At 67.8% G+C, this 22,251-nt stretch carries 17 protein-coding genes, 1 tRNA gene and 1 pseudogene; 12 read left to right on the top strand and 7 right to left on the bottom strand.

Going from position 1 to position 22,251, the window contains the following annotated elements; all coding sequences use genetic code 11:
• Positions 1 to 118 precede the first annotated feature (118 nt).
• A complete protein-coding gene (locus ACIA76_RS00095) occupies positions 119 to 1,138 on the bottom strand; it encodes an aldo/keto reductase (RefSeq protein ID WP_397146628.1) in 1,020 nt (339 codons plus the stop codon).
• Between the two features lie 147 nt (positions 1,139 to 1,285).
• Positions 1,286 to 1,606, bottom strand: coding sequence for a hypothetical protein (locus ACIA76_RS00090; RefSeq protein WP_397146626.1), 321 nt, complete (start codon positions 1,604 to 1,606; stop codon positions 1,286 to 1,288).
• Positions 1,607 to 1,786: 180 nt separating this feature from the next.
• Between ACIA76_RS00090 and ACIA76_RS00085 the strand changes: the two genes are divergently transcribed.
• Positions 1,787 to 4,060: an ATP-binding cassette domain-containing protein gene (locus ACIA76_RS00085; protein ID WP_397146624.1), complete on the top strand. Its 2,274-nt coding sequence runs from the start codon at positions 1,787 to 1,789 to the stop codon at positions 4,058 to 4,060.
• A gap of 10 nt (positions 4,061 to 4,070) precedes the next feature.
• Positions 4,071 to 4,802, top strand: a complete 732-nt coding sequence (locus ACIA76_RS00080; protein ID WP_397146622.1) for a M50 family metallopeptidase — start codon at positions 4,071 to 4,073, stop codon at positions 4,800 to 4,802.
• 6 nt (positions 4,803 to 4,808) lie between these two features.
• Here the strand turns inward: ACIA76_RS00080 and ACIA76_RS00075 are convergent, their stop codons facing one another.
• The gene (locus ACIA76_RS00075; protein WP_397146620.1) at positions 4,809 to 5,624 is read right to left on the bottom strand and encodes a tetratricopeptide repeat protein; all 816 of its coding nucleotides are present in this window, start codon (positions 5,622 to 5,624) and stop codon (positions 4,809 to 4,811) included.
• 235 nt (positions 5,625 to 5,859) lie between these two features.
• Here ACIA76_RS00075 and ACIA76_RS00070 point away from each other — a divergent pair, with 235 nt between their 5' ends.
• From ACIA76_RS00070 to ACIA76_RS00040, 7 genes are all read left to right on the top strand, one after another.
• On the top strand, positions 5,860 to 7,383 hold the full coding sequence (locus ACIA76_RS00070) for an FAD-dependent monooxygenase (RefSeq protein ID WP_397146618.1): 1,524 nt from the start codon (positions 5,860 to 5,862) through the stop codon (positions 7,381 to 7,383).
• 617 nt (positions 7,384 to 8,000) lie between these two features.
• On the top strand, positions 8,001 to 9,425 hold the full coding sequence (locus tag ACIA76_RS00065) for a condensation domain-containing protein (RefSeq protein ID WP_397146616.1): 1,425 nt from the start codon (positions 8,001 to 8,003) through the stop codon (positions 9,423 to 9,425).
• On the top strand, positions 9,425 to 10,846 hold the full coding sequence (locus ACIA76_RS00060; RefSeq protein WP_397146614.1) for a condensation domain-containing protein: 1,422 nt from the start codon (positions 9,425 to 9,427) through the stop codon (positions 10,844 to 10,846). The genes ACIA76_RS00065 and ACIA76_RS00060 overlap by 1 nt, the downstream gene beginning before the upstream one ends.
• Positions 10,843 to 12,093, top strand: a complete 1,251-nt coding sequence (locus tag ACIA76_RS00055; RefSeq protein ID WP_397146612.1) for a glycosyltransferase — start codon at positions 10,843 to 10,845, stop codon at positions 12,091 to 12,093. Before ACIA76_RS00060 ends, ACIA76_RS00055 begins: the two co-directional genes overlap by 4 nt.
• The gene (locus ACIA76_RS00050) at positions 12,090 to 13,046 is read left to right on the top strand and encodes an ATP-binding cassette domain-containing protein (protein WP_397146610.1); all 957 of its coding nucleotides are present in this window, start codon (positions 12,090 to 12,092) and stop codon (positions 13,044 to 13,046) included. The genes ACIA76_RS00055 and ACIA76_RS00050 overlap by 4 nt, the downstream gene beginning before the upstream one ends.
• Positions 13,046 to 13,870 carry an ABC transporter permease gene (locus ACIA76_RS00045; protein WP_397146608.1) on the top strand — a complete coding sequence of 275 codons (825 nt, stop codon included), beginning with the start codon at positions 13,046 to 13,048 and terminating at the stop codon, positions 13,868 to 13,870. Before ACIA76_RS00050 ends, ACIA76_RS00045 begins: the two co-directional genes overlap by 1 nt.
• A 25-nt stretch (positions 13,871 to 13,895) precedes the next feature.
• Complete coding sequence (locus ACIA76_RS00040) at positions 13,896 to 15,236, top strand: hypothetical protein (RefSeq protein ID WP_397146606.1); 1,341 nt, start codon at positions 13,896 to 13,898, stop codon at positions 15,234 to 15,236.
• On the opposite strand, the gene ACIA76_RS00035 is transcribed toward ACIA76_RS00040, so the two are convergent.
• Positions 15,237 to 16,385 carry a lipase family protein gene (locus ACIA76_RS00035; protein ID WP_397146604.1) on the bottom strand — a complete coding sequence of 383 codons (1,149 nt, stop codon included), beginning with the start codon at positions 16,383 to 16,385 and terminating at the stop codon, positions 15,237 to 15,239.
• Between the two features lie 186 nt (positions 16,386 to 16,571).
• A complete protein-coding gene (locus ACIA76_RS00030) occupies positions 16,572 to 17,564 on the bottom strand; it encodes an LLM class F420-dependent oxidoreductase (RefSeq protein ID WP_397146602.1) in 993 nt (330 codons plus the stop codon).
• A gap of 284 nt (positions 17,565 to 17,848) precedes the next feature.
• On the opposite strand from ACIA76_RS00030, the gene mihF reads away from it, so the two are divergent.
• Entirely contained in the window at positions 17,849 to 18,163 is a 315-nt protein-coding gene (gene mihF / locus ACIA76_RS00025) for an integration host factor, actinobacterial type (RefSeq protein ID WP_397146600.1), read from the top strand.
• A gap of 103 nt (positions 18,164 to 18,266) precedes the next feature.
• A tRNA-Leu gene (locus ACIA76_RS00020) sits at positions 18,267 to 18,350 on the top strand.
• 733 nt (positions 18,351 to 19,083) lie between these two features.
• Here the strand turns inward: ACIA76_RS00020 and ACIA76_RS00015 are convergent.
• Positions 19,084 to 19,983 (bottom strand): annotated as a pseudogene (locus tag ACIA76_RS00015) (recombinase family protein); the annotation flags it as partial.
• Positions 19,980 to 20,276: a hypothetical protein gene (locus ACIA76_RS00010; RefSeq protein ID WP_397146598.1), complete on the bottom strand. Its 297-nt coding sequence runs from the start codon at positions 20,274 to 20,276 to the stop codon at positions 19,980 to 19,982. The pseudogene ACIA76_RS00015 and the gene ACIA76_RS00010, both read right to left, overlap by 4 nt.
• A 1,087-nt stretch (positions 20,277 to 21,363) precedes the next feature.
• Here ACIA76_RS00010 and ACIA76_RS00005 point away from each other — a divergent pair.
• Complete coding sequence (locus ACIA76_RS00005) at positions 21,364 to 21,822, top strand: hypothetical protein (RefSeq protein ID WP_397146596.1); 459 nt, start codon at positions 21,364 to 21,366, stop codon at positions 21,820 to 21,822.
• Positions 21,823 to 22,251: the final 429 nt, after the last annotated feature.

Genomic DNA, 22,251 nt, shown 5'->3' with positions numbered 1-22,251 from the left:
CAACCTAGTAGTCCGGGAAGTCCCTGCGCTTCTCCATCATTGCCTACCCGCCGGTCGCGCGGGGCCGATTCCCGCGGGCTGGGCGCGGGCCACTGGCGCGGTCGAGGAGATACCTCCTTCAGCGGCGGCGCAGCGCCGGGTCGAGCAGGGCGGGCGGGGTGTCGGACTTCTCGTCTGGGGCGAGGTCGGTGCCGGGCGCGACGATGGCGTCGATCGCATCGAGCACATCGGCGGTGAGCACGGTGTCCGCCGCGGCGAGCTGAGAGTTCAGGTGATCGAGTGTGCGGGGACCGATGATCGCGCTGGTGACGCCCGGATGCGCGGTGACGAATCCGAGTGCGAGCTGGATCATCGTCAGCCCGGCCTGCTCGGCGACCTTGGCCAGCCGCTCGACCGCGTCGAGCCGGGCCCGGTTGGCCGCGATCGTGGTATCGAAGCGCGCCGGCATGAGTTTCGAACGGCTGGTGGTGATTTCGCGGCCTTCGCGCACCGCGCCCGACAGCCAGCCCGAGGCCAGCGGGCTCCAGGCGAGCACGCCGAGCCCGTACTGCTCGGTCACGGGCAGGACGTGAGTTTCGATGCCGCGCTGCAGGATCGAATAGCTGGGCTGTTCGGTGACGTACCGGCTCAGGTGTTGTTCGCGGGCGGCCCACTGGGCCGCCACGATGCGGTACGCCGGGAAGGTCGAGGAGCCGAAGTAGCGGATCTTGCCGGCGCGCTGCAGATCGGTCAGCGCCGAGAGCGTCTCCTCGTCGCTGGTGGTCGGGTCCCACCGATGGATCTGATAGAGATCGACATGGTCGACATCGAGGCGACGCAGGCTGTTGTCGAGTTCGGTGATCAGCCAGCGGCGCGAACTGCCCTGATGATTGCGTTCCTCGCCCATCGGCAGGGTCGCCTTGGTGGCCAGCACGATATCGTCGCGGCGCCCGGCGATGGCCTTGCCGACGATCTCCTCGGATTCACCGTTGCTGTATCGGTCGGCGGTATCGATCAGATTGATGCCCGCCTCCAGGGCGGCATCGACGATGGCGGTGGCCTCGTCCTGGGTGGTGTGGCCGAGGGCGCCGAAGTTCATCGCGCCGAGTACGAGGGAGCTGACCTGAACTCCGGTGCGGCCCAAGGTGCGGTAATGCATGAGGTGTATCTCTCCAGTGCGGCGGTGCGTGAATTGCCCTGTGCGGCTTGGTTGTCGGGCGTCCGCTCCGGAGCACAGTCAAACGGAACGTCGCTCCGATAACGATACGGAGCGACGTTCCGTTTGGCAAGGGCTCTCCGCTACGGCCTACTTGTTGAAGAAGATCCCCGCGATATCGGCGTTCTTGATCGGAGTGTCGGCATTGCGCTGGGTGCCGCACAGGAAATCGACCGCGACCATGGTCGCGTCGACGGTGGTGCCCGCGGGTTCGTGCTGATCGTTGGTCTGCTGTTTGACGAACTTGGTGACCGTCATCCGCTTAGTGTCCTGGTCCTGCTTGACGTATTCGCTGCACGGGGTGTCGCCGCCCTTGTTCAGCGCGCGCTGGACATCGGTGCAGCCGGCGAGAAGCGTTGCGGCGACGGCCAATCCGGCAGCGGTCGCGGCGGGCCAGCGGGTGGGCGTCATCGAAGCGTCTCCTCGTGGATCCGGATGCCGGGCCGATCCCGGCAGTCCGTGCCGCCAGCCTAGAGGGTCGGCGCGGGTGGACACCTCCAGGGAAACCCTGACATAGCCAGTCTGCATGATTGTGATGTGCATCACAATTGCGCCCGCATTTCCCGGGGTCGCTCTGGCACAGTGATCGACATGTCTGATGCCCCTGCCGATCCGATCCGCGTCCGCGGCGCTCGTGAGCACAACCTGCGCAACGTCTCCCTCGATATTCCGAAGAACAAGATCACCGTGTTCACGGGTGTATCCGGTTCGGGCAAATCCTCGATCGTGTTCGACACCATCGCGGTGGAATCGCAACGGCAGCTGTATGCGACGCTGCCACCGTTCGTGGTGAACTTCCTGCCGCGCTACGAACGCCCGCATGCCGAGGCCATCGATAATCTCGCCGCGGCGGTCATCATCGATCAGCAACCGGTCGGCGGCGGCCCGCGGTCCACGGTCGGCACCATGACCGATATCTATTCGATGATCCGAGCGCTGTTCGCCCGCTTCGGATCCGATTCCACCGGATTGGTCTACGACTATTCGTTCAACACCCCGCAGGGCATGTGCGCCGAATGCGACGGGCTCGGCGTGACATTGCGGGTGGCCGAGGATCGAATCCTGGACCGCTCGAAATCGCTGGGCGAGGGCGCGATTCTGCTGCCCGGTCATACCGTCGGCAGCTTCGACTGGCAGCTGTATGCCAATTCAGGGCGTTTCGATATCGAGAAGAAACTCGCGGAATACAGCCCCGAGGAATGGCGGGAATTGCTGCACGGCAGCGGCGGAACCGTGGAGGTGACCTTCGCCAAGGGCACCGTCAAGGCGAATTACGAAGGGCTGGTGGACAAGTTCACCCGCACCCGGGTCAAACGCGATACCAGTGGCCTGTCGGAGAAGACCCGCGAACAGGTACAGCGCTTCCTCACCGAGGGCGTCTGCCCGGCCTGCGCGGGCGCCCGGCTCAAACCCGAGGCCTTGGCGACCCGCATCGGCGGCCGCAATATCGCCGAATGGACGCGGCTGCAGATCACCGATCTGATCGCGGTCGTCGCCGAGATCGACGATCCGGCCGCGCGCGGGCTGGCCGAGGCCACCCGCACGGCCCTGGCCCGGGTCGCCGATATCGGACTGGGCTATCTGAGCCTGGACCGTGCGACCTCGACACTGTCCGGCGGTGAGGGCCAGCGGCTGAAGATGATCACGCATCTGGGTTCGACGCTGGTCGGAATGACCTACATCTTCGACGAACCCAGCGTCGGACTGCATCCCCGCGATGTCGGGCGGCTCAATACGATGCTGACGGCGCTGCGGGACAAGGGGAATACCGTGCTGGTCGTCGAGCACGACCCCGATGTCATCCAGATCGCCGACCATATCGTCGATGTCGGACCGCGCGCGGGCACGCACGGCGGCGAGATCGTGTTCACCGGAACCTTCGACGAGCTGTGCCGCGCCGACACACCCACCGGTCACGGGCTGCGCCGGCCATTCCGGGTGAAGGACCGCTTTCGTAGCGGCACGGGTGAATTGGTGATCTCCGGCGCGAGCGCGCACAACCTGAAGAATGTCACGGTCGCGATTCCCACCGGCGTGCTGACCGCCGTCACGGGCGTGGCCGGATCCGGTAAATCCAGCCTGATCCGCGACGAATTCGTGCCGCGCCATCCCGAGGCGATCTTCGTCGACCAATCCGCGATCGCCGCCTCCTCACGCTCGACCCCGGCCACCTACCTCGGCCTGATGGACACCATTCGCAAGCTGTTCGCCAAGGCGAGCGGACAGCCCGCCGGGCTGTTCAGCTTCAATTCCGCGGGCGCGTGCCCGGCCTGCGAGGGCCGCGGGGTGATCATCACCGAGATCGCCTATATGGATCCGGTGACCACGCACTGCGAATCGTGTGAGGGACGCCGCTTCTCCGAACAGGTGCTGGCACATCGGTTGCGCGGCAAGTCGATCGCCGACGTGCTCGAGCTGCCCGCCGAACAGGCCGTGGAGTTCTTCGCGGAGCGGGCGCTGCATGCCAAGCTGCGGACCATGATCGAGGTCGGCCTGCCGTATCTGACGCTGGGCCAGGCCATGAGCACCCTGTCCGGCGGCGAGCGCCAGCGCATCAAACTCGCCACCCAGCTGCAGCGCACCGGTTCGGTGTATGTCCTGGACGAGCCCACCACCGGCCTGCACATGTCCGATGTGGACACCCTGCTGGCCCTTTTGGACGCACTGGTCGATCGCGGCAATACGGTCATCGTCATCGAACACAACCTCGATGTGGTCGCCCACGCCGATTGGGTGATCGACCTCGGGCCCGACGGCGGTAAGAACGGTGGTGAGATCGTCTGCACCGGTACGCCCGCCGCACTGCTCACCCACCCCACCTCCCTCACAGGTCTGTATCTGCGAAAGTACAAGGCGGCCGGATAGGGTCGGGCCCATGAGTGCGGCGGAAGCGATCTCGTCGGTGACCGATCGATTGACCCAGGTCTCGGCGCAGCCGCCGATGTGGGTGGTGCTCGCGACGGCGGGTGTGGCGCTGGTGGCCGTGGCGTACACCCCGCTGTGGCGGATCCTGCGGACCGTGGTGACGATCGCGCACGAGACCGGACATGCGGTGGTGGCGGTGCTGACCGGGCGCACGCTGCGCAGTATCCGATTGCATTCGGACACCTCGGGGGTGACGGTCTCGCGCGGAAAGCCCTACGGGCTGGGCATGATTCTGACCACCATGGCCGGATATCCGGCACCCTCGGCGCTGGGTCTGGGCTGTGCGGCGCTGCTGGCCGCGGGCCGGCTGACCGTGATGCTGTGGGTCGTGGTGGTGGCGCTGGTGGCCCTGCTGGTGATGGTGCGCAACCTGTTCGGATTGCTGGCGGTGGTGTGCTCCGGCGCGGTGGTGTTCGGGGTGTCGTGGTTCGGCACGGCCGTGCAGCAGAGCGTCTTCGGCTATGCGGTGGCCTGGTTCCTGCTGTTCGGTGGGTTGCGCACGATCGCGGAATTGCAGCGCGTGCATATGCGCGGCGACGGCTCCGACGCCGATCAGCTGGCCTATCTCACCCGTGTGCCGGGTCTGTTCTGGGTGCTGCTGTTCGGTGCGGGGGCGCTGGCCGCCCTGGTGTTCGGCGGGCGGCTACTGGTCGGGTTCTGGCCTGCGCTGGGCAGCGCCTGAGGGCGCTCAGGCGCGCTGCATACCGCTGGCGCAGGCCCGCCATTCTCGGGCCTCGCTCGGATTGCCCCGGCGCTCGAGCACTTCGGCGAGCCCGGCCATCGCGCGCACATCGCCGCTGTCGGCCGCGGCGCGCCACCAGTGTTCGGCCTCGTACAGTTCGCCGCGGCGATAGCGGACCACGCCGAGGTCGTAGGCGGCGCCCGCATGTCCGAAATCGGCGGCCTGGGTCCACAGCACGCAGGCCTGTTCCAGATCCCCGCGCCCGTGCATCGCGACCCCGAGGTCGTAGAGCGCACCGCGATAACGGCTTTCGTCGGTGGGGGAGGCGGTGACCTCGACCTGGACCACCAGTTCGGCGAAGTCGGCCGGCCCGATGCCGGTGCTGCAGTGCAGCATCGGCGCGTGCCCGGGCGTGCTGTCGATGAGCATGCCGTAGTTACCGGTCCAGGATTCGGTGGCGCCGGCGGTGTCCATCCACACCGGGGTCAGGGTGACCGACGCGTCCGGTCCGGCCGCCTGCACCTCCAGCTCGATGCCCGGGGCCATGGCGTCGGTCCACACATCGACCCCGTGCAGCCGCCGCCCGCCGAGGGCGACATGCCCGCCCAGCACCGACAGCCCGATTCCCAAGCCCAGCAAGCCCTCCGGCGGCGCGGCCGAACACAGGCGCAGCGAGATCATGGTCGGATCCGGTCCCAGCGGCGCACAGTACATCGGATAGACCGCGTCACCGCGCCAGTCGACCGGTTCGGCGCTGACATAGCGCTCGGCCAGCGGCACGAGCGTCTCGTCCTGCACGCCGTACGGGGACGTGCCGGTCATCGTGCCCGCCTTTCGCCGCGGCTGTCGGGAAGGATTCGGCCATACGGTAGTACTCGCGGCGCGGAAAAACCGCTGAACGAACGGGTATTTGCCAGGAAATACGGACGGTGAACCCGCACACCGGAATTCGGTCGACCGATTTGCACCCGATGCCGGATTGCCGCGGCCGCCGGTGTGGCAATCCGTGCAAGGAGGGTGCAAGGGGCACGCAATCGGCCCCCGGCACAGTCGAGTCATGACCGAGACATTCGATGTGGTGGTGGCCGGGGCCGGACCGGTGGGACTGATGCTCGCCTGCGAGCTGCGGCTGGCGGGGGTGGACGTGCTGGTGGTCGAGCGGCTGCGCGAACCCGATCAGACGCTCAAGGCCGGGGGCATCAATGTGTCCGCCGCGGAAGCCTTCTACCGGCGCGGGCTGCTGCCCGAGGTCGAGCGCCATTCGTCTCTGCGGGTGGCGCAGGTCGCCGATTCCCTGAAGGCCGCGGTCGATCCCGCCGGGCTGGGTAAGAAGAAGGGACCGGTCGGACATTTCGCCGGGATCTTCGTGGACGGCGAGCTGATCGAGCGGGGTCCCGACTCCGCCGATCGGGGTCCGGTCGACCACGCCATCTTCATCACCCAGCAGGACATCGAGTCGATCCTGGCGGCCCGCGCGGCGGAACTGGATGTCCGGGTGCGGCGCGGGACCGAGCTCACCGGATTCACCGACGACAGCGACTGCGTCACGATCTGGCTGGGCGACACCGTGATCCGCGCCGGCTGGCTGGTCGGCTGTGACGGCGGCCGCAGCATCGTGCGCAAGCTCGCCGGATTCGAGTTCCCGGGCGTGGAACCGCTGATCACCGGGCATCAGGCCGTGGTGGAGATGTCCGGCGCGGAGAACCTGCCGGGCGGCTGGCACACCACCGACATCGGCATCTACGCCCACGGCCCGACGCCGGGCCGGATCCTGACCGTCGAACTCGACGGCCCGCCCGCCGATCGCGACGCCCCGATCACCGCCGCCGAACTGCAGGCGAGCCTGCGCAACGTCTCGGGCGTTCCGGTCGAGATCACCGCGGTGCGTTCGGCGACCCGCTTCACCGACAACACCCGCCAGGCCACCGACTACCGCCGGGGTCGCGTGCTGCTCGCGGGTGATTCGGCCCACGTGCACTCACCCTTCGGCGGACAGGGTCTCAACCTCGGCATCGGCGATGCGATGAATCTGGGCTGGAAGCTGGCCGCGGTCGTCGCGGGCCGGGCCCCGGCCGGACTGCTGGATTCCTATACCGCCGAACGGCATCCGATCGGTGCGTGGGTGCTGGAATGGACCCGGGCCCAGGTGGCGATCATGCGGACCGATGCGCACAGCCGCGCGATGCGCCGGGTGACCGAACAGCTGCTGGCCACCCGTGACGGCGCGAACATGGTCCACCAGAAGCTCGGCGGGATGCTGCATCGCTACGACCTCGGCGACGGTCACCCGCTGACCGGCGCGTCCGCCCCGGATATCGAGCTGTCCGACGGCACCCGGCTCGGCGAACATCTCGTCGACGGCCGGGCGGTGCTGGTGGATCTGGCCGATTCGGCCGCGCTGCGCGAATGCGCCGAGCCCTGGTCGGACCGGGTCCGCACGCTCACCGCGAAATCCTTTCAGCCGCGCGATCTCTCGGCATTGCTGCTCCGCCCCGACGCCATCGTGGCCTGGGCGGCGGATACGGGGGAGACCGCCGGACTCGGGGACGCGCTGCGCCGCTGGTTCGGTGACCCGGCCTGACCGATATCCGAGTGGCCGGACCGACGCGGGGTCGGTCCGGCCATTGGCGTCTATTCGCCGCGTCCGGCCATGAAGCGCGGCGTATCGTCCGCTCGATGATCCGCCCGCGGGTCCGCCCGCCCGAGGAATTCGGGCATATCGGCCGATATAAATCGGATTACTTTTCTCGATTTGCAAAACCGGAGTAATTCTCTCCGCTCTCCGCGGGCCGGGTTTGCAACAAGGTGCACAGGTTCGACCTGGGTGGTTGGTGGAACAACACCATTGTGAGTTGTACCGTCAACCGGTGTGGTCGGACCTTTTGTGTACCCTGAGTCATATCCTTGACTAGCGAGTCTCGGAAAAGTGTCGTTCACGCGCTATTTACATACTCGACAGATACTTCTACTCGGAAGTACTGTGATGGTGAACACGCTTTTCACTCGCTCGTACCCTGTCGTACAGTGAACCTGTCGCCACCGGACTCTCGAGGTCGCCCCCGACCGACCCCTCGAAACAGCAGGTGGCGGACCGCCGGTCAGCGCTGACTCGCAATCCCCGACAAAAACTTTCAGCGCATATTCTTGCGTGCTCGCTTCATCGCACGCGCAGGCATTGCAAGGTCCAATGAGGGAACAATGGAATACACGATCCTTTCGCATTTCGATATCCGGCCCGGAACCCTCACGCTGTGGAGCGCGGTCCGCGCACCCGGCACCGAATGGAAAGCGGACGAACGCCCGCTGACGTGCGTCCACGAGAACTACCATCGCAATTTCGACGCCACCGATCCGCGCCCCGGCCGCGGCCGCTGGATCGGCACGATCTTCGAGATGGACGCCCCCTTCGACGCCCGTTCCGTGCGTGATCTGGTGTGGGCGTGGCATGCCCGCCACGAGGGACTGCGCACCACCGTCGCACCCACCGAATCCGGCATCGGCCGCCTGACCTGCGCGGCGCTGGACGTGGACATCGTGCACGAGCGGGTGTCCGAGGTCAGTGCCTCGGCCGAACTCAACGACTACCTGCGCGACACGCTGGAAGAGCGGCTCTCGCCGCTGGTCTGGCCGCACGTGGTGATCGCCACGGTCGAACACCGCGATACCCACAACTTCACCGTGCTGGTCGGCGCCGACCATTCGGTGATGGACGCCTACAGCCAGGTGCTCATCGTCACCGAACTGCGTGCCCTGTATCGCGCGCTGCTCGACGGCACCAGCTTGCCGCATTCCGACACCTTCGCCAGCCCGGCCGATTACGCGCTGGTGGAACGCCAGGCCGCGGCCGCACTGACCACGGAGTGCGCGCCCACCGAGGTGTGGCGCAACTTCTTGTCGGCCTCCGAGGGCCGGTTCCCCCGGTTCGCGCCGCCGATCGCGGCGGTCGAGGACACCGCGGGCCAGCCGCAGACCAGTGTGTCGCGGTGGCTGCTCACCGACGCCGAGATCGGGGCCACCGAGGAGGCCGCCTCGGCACTGGGCCACCGGCCCACCACCGCGGTCTTCGCGGCGCTGGCCCTGGCGTCGTGCCGACTGTCGGGCACCGCGGAATTCCGCACGATCATGCCGGTGGCCACCCGCCCGCACAAGTGCTGGGCCGAGTCGATGGGCTGGTTCGTCAACATCGTCCCGCTGGCGATCCCGGTCCCCGGCGGCGCGAACTACCGCGACGCGCTCGTCGCCACCGACGGCGCGCTGCGCGCGGCCAAGCCGGCCACGCTGGCCCCCGCCGACCGCATCTTCGAACTGCTCGAGGTGCGGGACCGGCCGCGGTTCGCGGTGTCGTATGTCGATATCCGTCGCCTGCCCGACAACGAGATCATCGCGGGTCTGCGCGGGCGCGCGCTGCGGGCGGACTCCTATTCCACCGATGAGGTGTACTTCTGGGTCGTGCGCGCGGCCGAGGGGCTCAACATCTCGGCGCGGTTCCCGGCCGGCTATTCCGCCGCCGTGCTGCAGCGCTTCATCGATGAATTCACCGCCATCCTGCGGGAATTCGGCGAGGCCGCCACGGCCGAGCTCGCGCCCGCGCTGATGGTGGTGGCCAGCCAAGGGGCGGCCTGATGCGTACCGGGGGATCGGACGAGACGCTGCGGGTGAGCGCACGGCCGATCGTGGTGCGGCCCACTGCCGCGGCCCGGATCGCGGCGGTCGGCGCGGTGGCCTCCCCGGTGCCGCCCGGATTTCTGCAGTTGGATCATCTGCGCGCCGCCGTCGGCGATCCCGAACACGCGCCATATCTCGGTGTGGTGACCCATGTTTCGGGCCCGCTGGACCTCACCGCGGTGGTGGACGCGGTCACCGAATTCGTGCGCGCCCACGACGGTCTGCGCACCTGGTTCGAGCCCGCCGAGGACGGATTCGTGCGGCATGTGGTCGATCCGGCCACGGTCGAATTCGAGGCGACCGCGCTCGACGGCGACGCCGAGGGTGATGGGTGGACGGATGTGCTGCGGCACTACTTCGAACGCGCCGCCTCGCCGTTCGATTGGCCGCCCGCGGCCTTCGCGGCCGTACCGGGCACCGACGGATTCGCGCTGGTGTTCATCGCCGATCATGCGCTCAGCGACGGCATGTCGCAGGCGCTCGCGGCGCTGGAACTGTCCGAGCGGTATCAGGCGGCGGTCTCCGATCGCCCGCCGCGCTGGCCCGCGCCCGGCGGATCCAATGTCGACTACGCCGCCTGCGAATACGACCGCGCCACGGACGCACTCGCCGACGAGCTGTATCCGCACTGGGATCGGGCGCTGGCCGAGACGGACTATCGGATACCGGTGTCGGTGCTGGACCTGGGCACCGAACCGGGACGGCGGTATCCCCGCCGCATCCGCAGCCGTATCCTGCTCGACGGCGAGCTCGCCCGCGGTTTCGATGCGGTGCTGGAGAATTCGGGCACATCGCTGTCGGCGGCGTTGTTCACCGCGCTCGCGCTCACCGATTACGAGCTGACCGGACGCGACCGGTACTGGACCCTCAACGTGGTCGGCACCCGCTTCGGGGAGCGCTTCGCCACCGGACAGGGCTGGTACTGCAACTTCGTCCCGGTCTCCTTCGCCGTGGCGGGCACACCGGATTTCACCGGTGTGCTGCCCGCGGCCAAGGCGGCGCTGGACCGGGGCCGGCTGATGTCGCGACTGCCCGCGCAGGGCGCGATCGCGCGGGTGCTGCGGTCCGGCCGCGGCGCCGAATTGATCACGCGGGAACCGAGTTTCGTCACCCTGCTGGATCTGCGGCGCGCCTCCGCGCAGCAGGCGCCGGGCGCGGACACCCGGATTTTCACCGCCGACGGCACCACCTCCACGCTGTCGATCTGGTTGGGGCGCAACGATACCGAGTACTTCGTGAGCATCGGCGCTCCGGATGTGCCGGTGGCCTGGGAACGGCTGAGCGGCTATGCCGAGCGGCTGCGCGCCACCCTGGTCGAGATCGCCACGACCGGCAACTATCGACCCGGCCGCGCGCTGACGCGCGGAGTGGGCGTATGAGGGCCCTGCTGGCCTTCGGGGGTAGTCGCGGTGACGCGCAACCGGGCGTGCTGCTCGCCCGCGAGCTGACCCGCCGCGGCCACGAGGTGACACTGGCGGTATCACCGAATCTCGTGGATTTCGCCACCGAATACGGTGTTCCCGCAAGGCCGTTCGGTCTGGACACCGACACATTGCTGCGCGCTCAGCTGCAACGCCGCGGCCGGGGCGGGCCGCGCGCCCGGTTGCGGGCGCTGCGCGAACTCAACCGCCAGGGCTTCGGCGAGGCGGCGCGGGATCTGCTGCCGCTGGCCGATGGTGCCGATGTGGTGATCGGCGCCATGGCCAATGAGGAGGTCGCCGAGGGCGTGGCCGCCGCCGTGCGCGCACCGTTCGCGGCGATGCACTACTTCCCGATCCGGCCCAGCCGCTCGGTGCCGATCGTGCCCGCCCCGTTCGGCACGCGCCTGCCCGGATCGCTCAACCGGGCGGGCTGGCGGGCAGTCGCCCGCGCCCGCACCTGGGCGCTGGCCCCCGACGTCGCCGAATTACGCAGGACGACACTGGGACTCGGATGTCCGGCCCGGATCGCCATCCAGGCCTACGATGAGCGGCTGTTCGGCGGGCTCGATACCGAATGGGGCGTGGACCACCCGTTCGTCGGCTTCCTGGTTCCGCCCGCGGTGACCGACCGGATCGACGCGCGGCTGTCGGATTGGCTGGCCGCCGGGGGACCGCCGGTCTATGCCGGATTCGGCTCCATGCCCGTCGGCGACGGCGCGGCCACGATCGAGTTGTTGCGTGCGGCCTGCCGCCGCCTGGGCCGTCGACTGCTGTTCGTGACCGGCTCGAACGCGGTCGAGACCGGATTCACCGCTGAGCTCGCGATCGTGCGGTCGGTCGATCACTCGACCGTACTGCCGCGCTGCGCGGTGGCCATCCACCACGGCGGCGCGGGCACCACCGCCGCGGCGCTGCGGGCCGGGGTGCCGCAGGTGGTGTGCTCGTTCCTGGCCGACCAGCCGTATTGGGGACAGCGGCTTCAACAGCTGGAAGTCGGTGCGGCGCTGCCGTTTTCGCGACTGACGGCGGCACGGCTGGAGCGGGCGCTGCTGCGCGCCGACAGCGAGATCGTCGCCCGGCGCGCCGCCGGCTTCGCCGCCGAATTCCGCCACGACGGCGTGGCCCGCACCGCCGATATCGTCGCGATGCTCGGCGCGGGCCTGCGCCCGGCGGTGCCGTTCACCGTGGACAGGAGGTTCTCGTGACCACCGAAACAGCCATCGAGGCACGGGGTTTGGGGAGGTCCTTCGGCTCCTTCACCGCCGTCGACGAGATCGATCTGCACGTCCCGAGCGGGACGGTGTTCGCGCTGCTGGGTCCCAACGGCGCGGGCAAGACCACGACCGTGCGCCTGCTGTCCACCCTGCTGCGTCCCACCCGCGGCAGCGCCCTGATCTTCGGCCACGACGTGGCGCGCGACGCGACGGCCGTGCGCTCGATGATCGGACTGACCGGGCAGTACGCCTCGGTCGATGAGAATCTGTCCGCGGAGGAGAATCTGCGCATCTTCGGCCAGCTGCTGGGTCTGTCGCGCCGCGCCGCCTTCCGCCGCGCCGAGGAACTGCTCGACCAGTTCGAACTGACCGCGGCCGCCCGGCGCCCGGCCGGCACCCTGTCCGGCGGCATGCGCCGGCGACTCGACCTGGCGGCGACGCTGATCACGTTGCCGCCCTTGATCTTTCTCGACGAGCCGACCACCGGACTGGACCCGCACACCCGCCGCCAGATGTGGGATACGGTCCGCACATTGGTCGCGGGCGGGGTCACGATCCTGCTGACCACCCAGTATCTGGAGGAGGCCGATGTACTGGCCGACCGGATCGCGGTGATCGATCGCGGCGTCATCGTCGCCGAGGGCACCGCTGATGAATTGAAATCCTCGGTGGGCGAGGAGGTTCTGCGCCTCGAGCTCGCCGATCCCGCGCGACTGCTCGCCGCGATGACGATCGCCGAACGGGTCACCGGCGCCACCGCACGGGTCGCGCCCGAGGGCGGCACGCTGTCGGTGCCGCTGACCGATATCGACGGGGCCACCAAGGTTCTCGAGGAACTGCGCCGCGCCGGGGTGCGGCTGCGCAGATTCGGGGTGGACCGGCCCGACCTCTACGAGGTGTTCCTCGCCCTGACCGGCGGCATCGATCACGAGGGGGTGGCGTGATGGCGACGGTGACCCTGGATCCGCCACGGGCACAACGCATCGATCGCCGCCCGCGGATCACCCGCATCGGACCGGCCACGGCCGCACGGCAATCGATGATCATGGCGCTGCGTGGACTGCTGACCTTCAAACGCAGCCCGCAGCTGCTCTACGACGCCGCACTGCTGCCGATCGTAGGACCGGTGTTGTTCGGCAACATCTTCGGCACCGCCATCGCGGGCAGCGTGCACGCCTATCTGCCCACCCTCATCCCCGGTGTGCTGGTGCAGATCGTGCTGACCGCCTCGGTCGCCACGGGTGTGCAACTGTGCGAGGACATTCGCTCGGGTGTGCAGGATCGGTTCGCGGCCATGCCGATGGCGCGCCTCGCGCCGATCGTCGGCGCGCTGACCGCCGCGGTCACCCGCTACGCCATTGCCGCGACGACGGTCGTAGTCGTCGGCTTCGCGATGGGATACCGGCCCGCGCATCCGCTCGGACTGATCGGCGGGGCGGTGCTGGTGGTGTGCGTGACCGCGGCGTTGAGCTGGATCTTCGCCGCGGTCGGGGTCTCGCTGTCGAAACCCTCCGCGGTACAGGGCATGTCGGCGCTGATCGTGATGCTGTTCACCTTCGCCTCCAATGCCCTGGTGCCCGCCGCGGCCATGCCGGCCTGGCTGCGGCACGTCTCCGATATCAACCCGGTCTCGCATCTGGTGTCGGCGGTGCGCACCCTCGCCGACGACGGCCGCTTCGGATCCGATGCCGCGTGGTCGGTGCTGGGCGCGCTGGTGGTCGCGCTGGTATTCGCGCCGATCACGACGCGGGCGCTGCGATCCCGCTGAATTGCTTGGAAAGGTACGTGGCGCAATGGCTGTCAATCGACTCACCGCTGACGACGATCTGTTCTGGAAGGTGCACCGGCTGTTCGGCTCGGTGCTGGTGAACCAGCTGGCCTGGCGTTTCGACCAGCCGCTGGATCGGGCCGTGCTGGAGGCGTTCCACGCGCAGCTGGCACAGGGATTCCTGGCCCGGCGCGTGGTGCCGACCCGGATGCCGTTCGCGCGGCCGTACTGGGCGGCGGCGACGGCGTCGATTCCGCTGGACTGGCAGGACGATCCGGTGCCCGCCGAGGCCATCGTGGATTGGCTGTCGGCGCAGACCGATGCCGGATTCGATCCGGCGGTCGGGCGGCTGTGGCGGCTGTCGGCCGCGCCGAGCGCCGGCGGCACGCTGCTGTCGCTGGTCACCTCGCACGTCGGGGCCGACGGTGGCGCGGTCATCTTCGCCGTCCAGGACGCGCTGGCGCGCATCGCCCAGGGCGCGCCCGCCGCCCGCGCCGACGGCAGCGGGCGACTGGTCGGCGAGGTGCCGGTGCGCGGGCGCTGGCGGACGGATCTGGCAGATGCCGCCGGACAGTTGCGGGCGATCGCGGTCGGGATCGGCAAGGCCTATCGGGCCCGCGATATCGCCGAACCGGCCCGCCAGGACCGCCCGCAGGAGCCGCGCCTGGATCTGCCGGAGCAGTTTCAGCCCACCGAAATGGTGGTGAACGTGCCTCTGGCGCAATGGAATTCGGTAGCCGCCGCATATTCGGGCACCGCCAACGGGCTGATGCTGGGCACCGCGGTCGGCGTGCTGGGGCGCTGCGGGCGCATCGACGACGGACACGAGGTGCGGGTCGATATTCCGCGTTCGCTGCGCGGGCCCGACGATCCGCGCGGCAACGCCACCACCGGCGTGCCGATCAGCGTGCCCTATCGCAAGGGTGAACTCGCCGACCTCGGCCACATCCGGGCCGCGACGAAGAAGGCCATCTCCTCCTACGGCGATCCCGCGACCACCCCGGCGGTGCAGCATCTGCAGCCGGTGCAGATGGTGATCCCGGATTTCGTGGCGCGCCGATTCGTGCGGACCTCCAAGGCGCCGATCTGCCTGTGCACCAACCTCGGTGAGACCGCGCAGTCGGTGGCGACGCTGGACGGCGTCGCGGCGGCCGCGGTGCTGATGCGGCCGGTGATCCGGGCCGCGGACACCGAATTCTTCCGCACCACCGAGGTGGGGCTGAACATGTCGTGGTCCAGCGACGGCGAGACCGTCACGCTCGCGGTGACCGCCGCCGATCCCGACCGCTTCCCGACCCGCGAGGCGCTGCGCGGCTACGTGGAGGAGGAGTTCGCGGTGTGGGGTCTTACGCCGAGCTTCTGGTAGTCAGCACGTCGCGGGCGACGCGGGCCGATCCGCGAACCGGTCGGCCAGCCAGGGCTTCCAGCCGTCCCCGCCCGCGGTGAAACCGCCGTGGTCGCCCGGAAGGACGGTGTCGCGCACCGGAATTCCGAGGCGGCACATCTCGGCCACCGCGGCGTTCGACCAGGCCGTATTCACCAGGACGTCGTGGTCGGCGCGCAGGACGAGCGTCGGGACGGCGGTCGCGCGGCGAGGGAGATTCGTGGCGGAGATGTAATCGGTGAAGGTCGCGCGGGCGCTGTCGTCGACGAAGCGGACCTGATCCGGGGTCGCCGTCGTGCCCACGTTGACGTCGGCCTGGGTCAGCTGGCCCGTGCAGTTGTCGGCCAGGCGCGGTGCGGCGGCGAGCAGATTGCCGTGCAGGACACGGTCGTCGGTGTACTCGGGGTGGTGGTAACGCAGGCCCGCCAGGATGTACGGCAGCACCAGGTACTGGTCGCGGCTGAGGGCGCCCGCGTCGATCTGCGTCCCCACGTCCAGCCGCAGGGCGGGGTTGACTAGGACGGTGCCGACGATATTCAGTTCGGGCGCATAGTCTTTCGCGGTCTCCGACGCCCACTCCGCGGCCCGGCCGCCCTGCGAGATGCCGTACAGCACCGTCCGATCGCCCAGCGGCAGCCCGGCCCGGTACGCCGCGCGGACCGCGTCGAGCACATCGTGGCCCAGCGCCGGACCATCCAGATACGGCGAGGTCCCCGGCCCGTCGAGGCCCTGATAGTTCGTCATCACCACCGCGGTGTGCTCGGCCAGCAACTGCGCCACGGCGTCGGCGCTCTGGAACAGGTCGGGGGAGTCGGTCGGGGCACACTGCCGCGCCACGCCGGAGGTGCCATGTGCGAAAGCCACTACCGGCCAGCCCTTTTCGGGCGCCGGGCCGGTGGGCAGGAAGACCGCGCCGGACACCTCGATCGGCGAATCGTCGGGTGCGGTGGACAGGTAGCGCAGATAGGTCGCCTGCCCGGCCGCGGACAGCGTCGGATCGGTCAGGGCCAGCGGCCGCTGCGCGAGCAGGTCGCCGGGCCTGCGCGGCGGCGTCGGCTCGGCGGAGGATCCGCATCCGGCCGCGAGCGCGGCGATCAGCGCGATCCCGATCAGATTCCCTCGCAGCCGCATACCGACTCCTTTCGCCACCGACCGGTCCGATTCTTCCATCCGGCACTGCGTCCTGTCGCCGTACTCGCCCACGCCGACCGCCTCGGCACGAATCCCGCTCGGTATCTCGGCTTCGCGGGACCGGAGTGGCCCGGCGAGTTCGGAGATGGTCGCGAGGTTCACCGAGGCGGTCGTGGTGCTCGGCGATCAGCGCAGGGCCGGGATCACCTCGCGTTCGAACAACTCGATGCCGGAGGTGTCGTAGGCGGCCTCGGGGAAGTTGGTGATCGCGTAGCCGAGGCCGAGATCGCGCAGGCGCGTGAGCCTTTCGACGATCTGCGCGGGCGTGCCGACGCCCTGGGAGGCGCGGAACATATCGTCGACGAACGACTTCGCCGGATCGACCCCGGCGACGGCGGTCAGACGGTCCTGCAGCGCGGCCAGCCGATCCTCGACCTCGGCCTCGGTGGCGGCGATGACCACGTTGAAGTTGGCGCTGCGGACGATCGCGTCGAAATCGGTGCCGAGTTCGACGCAATGCTCGCGCAGAATGTCGGACTTGCGCACGAACTCATCCGGTTGGCCGGTGAAGTTCGTGTATCGCGCGTACTGCGCCGCGATCCGCAGCGTCTTGCGCTCGCCGCCGCCGGCGACCCAGATCGGAATGCCGCCCTCCTGCAACGGAAGTGGGCGCACGATCGCACCGTCGAGCTGATAGTACTTCCCGTCGAGCGTGGCCTCACCGGTGGTCCAGGCCTGACGGAAGATCTGCACGCCCTCGTCGAGGCGCCCCAAACGCTCACCGGCCGAAGGGAATCCGTACCCGTAGGCCCGCCACTCGTGTTCGTACCAGCCCGCGCCGATGCCCATCTCCACCCGACCGCCGGAGATGATGTCGGTCGTGGCCGCCACCTTCGCGAGATAGGCCGGATTGCGGTAGGCCATCGCGGTACACATCTGCCCCAGCCGCACCCGCGAGGTGGTCGCCGCGAATGCCGCCATCAGCGTCCACGCCTCGTGGGTGGCCTCCTCGGTGGGCACCGGAACGGTGTGGAAGTGGTCGTAGACCCACAGCGACTCCCACGCGTCGTTCGCGTCGGCCCGCTGCGCCAGATCACGCATCACCGCCCACTGCGCCGACGGGTCGATGCCGACCAGGTCGAGCCGCCACCCCTGCGGGATGAATATGCCGAAGCGCACTTCGTCTCCTTCTACGTCATTCGAGTCGGACCGCGGTCGATTTCACCACGGCACCGGAACCCACTGTCGCGGCCGATCGGCCGGTCGGCAACCGTTCCGACCACCAAGATCGCCCGCGTCGCCCGCCGATGAGCCCGGCAAATCACCCGCATACCGGGCGCCCCATCCGGGTCCCGTGCTCGCGACCTCGGTTTTTCTTGCGGCGTGTCGAACCGCAACCCGCGCTTCGGCGATGTTCAATCGGTGCCGTTGAGGTTCCAGCGAACGAGTGAAAGGTTGTAGACATGGCACTTCCCACCATGACCGCCGAGCAACGCTCAGCAGCGCTGGCCAAGGCGGCCGCGGTCCGCAAGGCCCGGTCGGAACTGATCGAGCAGGTCCGCAAGGGCAAGGTCTCGATGGCCGAAGTGCTCAAGCGCGCCGATAAGGAAGACCTGGTCAAGAAGACCAAGGTCGCGGCCGTCATCAAGGCGCTCCCGGGCATCGGGCCGGTCAAGGCCGCCAAGCTCATGGACGAGGCCGACATCCCCGTCGACCGCCGCATCGGCGGCCTGGGCTCCCGTCAGCGGGCCGCCCTGCTCGAGGCCCTGAAGAACTGACGCTGTTTGCTGGCGGCGCTCAGCAAACACGCCCGCAGACCACCACGTACCCCCGTGATTTGGCCCTCGCGGACGGATCCGATAACCTTGCTGAGCACCACCGGTCCGGGTGGCGGAATGGCAGACGCGCTAGCTTGAGGTGCTAGTGCCCGATAAGGGCGTGGGGGTTCAAGTCCCCCTCCGGACACAGACACTACGCACACGGGGGCAGCTTCAGCTGTCACCGTGTGATTTCTGTGGTTGTAGGTCAGTTTCAGTCCGAGTTCTCGGTAGATCTCCAGCTTGTCGGCTGGGTCAGCGCGTTTCAGTACTGTCAGCAGTCCGCCCAGGGATCCAACGAGTTCCTGGATCTCGTTGCGGGTCATGCGGGTGTGGACTGCGGACTGTGTTTCGAGCGCGGCGATCTGGCTGATGGCTGATTCGCGCTGTTGTTGTACCTCTCGGGTCCAACCGGCAACGAGGGCTGGGTCTGCGCCGGCTTCCAATGCTGCTCGGTGACGGGCGAGTTTGCGGTCGTATTCGGCGAGCGAGCGTCGTGCGGAGTCGAGTGCGGGGGCGTTGTCGTGTTGTGCGGCTTGGAGAGTCGAGAGTGTGTGGTCGATTCTGTCGGGGTGGAATACGTCGGCTAGCCAGACGTCGATGGGGCCGATGAGGCGGTCTTCTCGTACGTAGACTGTCACGGGGTGGTCGATGTCGTTGGCGGTGGCGTACTCGGAGGGGTATCGGCAATGGTAGTGCGGGGTGCCGTGGTTCCAGTTGCCTTGCATTCGGCGTCCGCACGTTTCGTGGAAGACAAGACTTTTGAACGCGTAGCTATGCTGTCGACGGGTGGTTGTGCGTCCGGTGGATTTCGGCCCTTGCGAGGATAGACGTTGCTGGGTCTGCTCGAAGGTGTGTCTGGTGACGAGTGGTTCGTGGGCCCGGTGATCGGAAAACAGCCAGTCGCCCTTGGGGTTCCACCTCAGTCTGGTCTGGTGTCCGAGTGCGACGTTGTCGACATCGATGAGTGACTCTTGTTTTCGCTGGCGGTTCCACACTTGATATCCGGTGTAGCGGGGGTTTCCGAGGATTGCGCGTACCGCGCTTTTGGACCAGGCGACGCCGCTGCGGTGCGGGTTACGTGCTCGGTCGTGGGCTGAAGGGCACGCGATACCGGCTTGTGTGAGTCGTTGTGCGATCGCGTAAATCCCGACGCCGGTCAGGTATTCGGTGAAGATCCGTTTCACGATCGGTGCGGTGGTGGGGTCGGGTTCGAGTGCGTGTAGACGCTTACCGTCGGCGGCTTTGCCTGGGTGGGGGTGGGGTCCGGCGTCGGTGAGTCGGTATCCGTAGGGTGGGCGGCCGCCGAGGTAGCGGCCCTCGACTTGGGCTTGGGCGGCCATCGCGGCGCGGACGCGGATCCTGATTCGATTGCGTTCGCCCTTCGACATTCCACCGAACACGGACATGATCAGGTCGTGCGCTTCGGATTCGGGATCGATCGGGCCGCCGACTTCTGGGACCCAAAGTTGCACGCCGTAGTGTACGAAGACTGGGAAGGTCAGCCCGAATTGGTTGCCGTAGAAGGCGCGTTGCGGTTCGCCGATGACGACAGCGTCGAAACCTCGGCTGGGTTCTTTCAGATGTTCGAGCAGTTGCGAGGCCTGTGGTCTGCGCTTCCAGGGGATAGAGCGTGACTGGCCTGCGTCGAAGAACTCGGTCACGATCTCGCCGTGGGCGGCTATCAGGGACCGCGCGCGTGCGAGCTGCCAATTTCGCGATGATTCGGGGTCTTGCTGATCCTCGGTCGAGACCCGTCCGGCGAATGCGAATCTGATCATGCAGCCTCCTGCTCGTTGTTATGGTCGTTGGCCTGGGTATCGGCGACGTGGCGGATCAGCCGCATCAGCGCGGCTGCCGCCGGTGGTGTCAGTCTCGGTGGCTTACCAGGCGGGATCACTGTGAGATGGTCGTCGATTGAACGGTTGGTTGCGTGCTGTTGTTGGTCGGCATGTTCCCAGTACATGTCATCGGATAGCGAGTCGGCAACATTCGGTATCGACGTGGAATTCCGCTCTCCCGGAGCGGATTCGAGGTCTCCTGTTCGGTTGGGATTCGCTGTCGTGTCGTTCATCGGCCCTCCACAGATCGTGTCAGCGACCGCCCGGTGGCAGGGCGGCAATGTGCCTTCACCTATAGACACCGGAATCTGACCCCCGAATTCGATGCCAGCCCGAGATTTTTGTGACCGAATCTCGATACCTATCACTGTCCTCGACAGCCCGGCATCGCTCCTGCCTGTCCGATCGGCATTGTCGCCCTGCCGACGGAGCGGTCGCAGGTTCGTGCCTCCGGCCGGGCGCATCGAACATGGGAACAGCGATGAACTGCGGTTATCACGCGGTCAGCTGGTTATCGAAGTCGGGTTTCAATTGTGACAGCTGGTGGACCTAATGCGAAGTTATTCGAACCAGGGCACCCTTACTGCCGCGCTGGAGGCGCTCTGGCAAAGAACTGCGGCTGACGTAGGAAAGGTGGAGGGAGGGGCGCGGTGTCGACGCCGCGTGCGGTGCGGGGGCGTCTAACGGAGGAGCATCGGGCAGCGATTGTTGCCCACTATGAGGCGGGTAGCACCGTCAATCAGCTTGTTGTTGAACATCGGTTGGGTTGGGGAACGGTTCTTGGCATCCTTCGCGCCGGGGGAGCGGCCGTGCGCTCGCCGCGTCGATTGTCCGAGGAGGAGACCGACGAGGCGGTGGCCGGGTATCAGGGCGGGGAGTCTCTTGCCCGGGTTGGAGCGCGTTTCGGTGTTGTGGCGGACACGATAAGTGCTGTCTTAGCGCGGCGGGGGATTCCTCGACGGGACCCTCAAGGCAAGCCGAGGTAGCCCTCCGCGTGTCTTCTCGATGGTCGGAGCCCAGGCCAGTGCGCTGAGCTATCCGCCGAGCAGGAATCCGCAGGCGCAGGCGGTGATTTCGACTGCGGTCGACATTGGTCGCGGTTGCGATGTAGCACTGCGGGTTCGGTGCTGGTGAGCAGATGATGAGGCATGGTCATTCGCGCGTTCCCTACGGCCGCGCGAACCGGCCCGGATCGGAGCCGGTCCCTTACCCGTGGCGGTTCAGCACGGCAGCAGCGTTGGTGATCTCGCAGTCCAGTTTGTGCCACTGCTCCAGTAACCGTCGCCTCCGGATGGGGAGATCAGTATTACTGCCAGGACCTTGACCGGGGTGTGCGGCGGCCAGGGTCACCGTGCCGCGCCGACGCCCGCCAACTTGTGGGACGGCCTGAGCCTGTATGTCAATGACTGGCGGCGTACCGTTGCGGGCGGAAAGACCAACTCGGGGGTCTCCATTTGGTGGAAAACCAACAGCCAGCGCACTCGACGAGAACTCGGTTCAACCATGGAGCTCGCGACCGTCGCCGCGATCACGACGGGAATCACGGTGGTATCGGCAGCCGCGGCCAAGGTCGCGATCTGCATCTACGCCCTCAAAGGTGTACCTCTGCGCGACCGTTCAGAAGTCATTCGCGCCCTGGCCCGCCTGCTCTGCGGTGACGATCGGTCGCAGCGCCGGCGCACGCGCAGAGCCCGTGACTCGGATCCCGCGCGGGGCCGCAGCGATGCGCGGAATCAGGGACGTCCTGCGATTATCCGAACCGCCCGATCGGGAAGGTAAGGCCCGCTGACCCCGTCACCTGGCGAGCGGTGGTTCGGCGCCGGGAAGGTCGTCCGCCATGCGGTTGGAGGTTGTGGCAATCGGCTGGCGATCCATGGGGAGGGTCCTGTGTGGCCGCATCTTCGGCGGTGGTTGCGGTCGGTGTGGTCCCGAGGCTGCGGCCTCTCCGCAACCCCTATCGCATCGGGAAGAGCTTCTCGATACAGATGTACGAGAGTTATTGCGAGTCAACCAATTTCGCAGTCTTCACGGCGAGGTGTCGATCTGTTGGATTGCATCTTCGCTGTGATGCTGAAAGCCCAGCGTGACGGCCTATCGGTCGTGCTGCACCTCCGCTGTATCGAGGACGAAGTAATGGCATCGAGATCAGCTCGTGGACTGATGCGACCTTGCCGGCGGCGAGTCCCTGGGTGGCGGGTGCCCCTAGGC

The sequence above is a fragment of the Nocardia sp. NPDC051570 genome (assembly GCF_044454005.1).
GTDB lineage: Bacteria > Actinomycetota > Actinomycetes > Mycobacteriales > Mycobacteriaceae > Nocardia.
This window is presented reverse-complemented; position numbering and strand designations above follow the sequence as displayed.

Excerpts from the sequence above, each read along its gene's own strand:
- ACIA76_RS00095 (WP_397146628.1), bottom strand. The coding sequence starts at position 1,138 with ATGCATTACCGCACCTTGGGCCGCACCGGAGTTCAGGTCAGCTCCCTC.
- ACIA76_RS00090 (WP_397146626.1), bottom strand. The coding sequence starts at position 1,606 with ATGACGCCCACCCGCTGGCCCGCCGCGACCGCTGCCGGATTGGCCGTC.
- ACIA76_RS00085 (WP_397146624.1), top strand. The coding sequence starts at position 1,787 with ATGTCTGATGCCCCTGCCGATCCGATCCGCGTCCGCGGCGCTCGTGAG.
- ACIA76_RS00080 (WP_397146622.1), top strand. The coding sequence starts at position 4,071 with ATGAGTGCGGCGGAAGCGATCTCGTCGGTGACCGATCGATTGACCCAG.
- ACIA76_RS00075 (WP_397146620.1), bottom strand. The coding sequence starts at position 5,624 with ATGACCGGCACGTCCCCGTACGGCGTGCAGGACGAGACGCTCGTGCCG.
- ACIA76_RS00070 (WP_397146618.1), top strand. The coding sequence starts at position 5,860 with ATGACCGAGACATTCGATGTGGTGGTGGCCGGGGCCGGACCGGTGGGA.
- ACIA76_RS00065 (WP_397146616.1), top strand. The coding sequence starts at position 8,001 with ATGGAATACACGATCCTTTCGCATTTCGATATCCGGCCCGGAACCCTC.
- ACIA76_RS00060 (WP_397146614.1), top strand. The coding sequence starts at position 9,425 with ATGCGTACCGGGGGATCGGACGAGACGCTGCGGGTGAGCGCACGGCCG.
- ACIA76_RS00055 (WP_397146612.1), top strand. The coding sequence starts at position 10,843 with ATGAGGGCCCTGCTGGCCTTCGGGGGTAGTCGCGGTGACGCGCAACCG.
- ACIA76_RS00045 (WP_397146608.1), top strand. The coding sequence starts at position 13,046 with ATGGCGACGGTGACCCTGGATCCGCCACGGGCACAACGCATCGATCGC.
- ACIA76_RS00040 (WP_397146606.1), top strand. The coding sequence starts at position 13,896 with ATGGCTGTCAATCGACTCACCGCTGACGACGATCTGTTCTGGAAGGTG.
- ACIA76_RS00035 (WP_397146604.1), bottom strand. The coding sequence starts at position 16,385 with ATGCGGCTGCGAGGGAATCTGATCGGGATCGCGCTGATCGCCGCGCTC.
- mihF (WP_397146600.1), top strand. The coding sequence starts at position 17,849 with ATGGCACTTCCCACCATGACCGCCGAGCAACGCTCAGCAGCGCTGGCC.
- ACIA76_RS00010 (WP_397146598.1), bottom strand. The coding sequence starts at position 20,276 with ATGAACGACACGACAGCGAATCCCAACCGAACAGGAGACCTCGAATCC.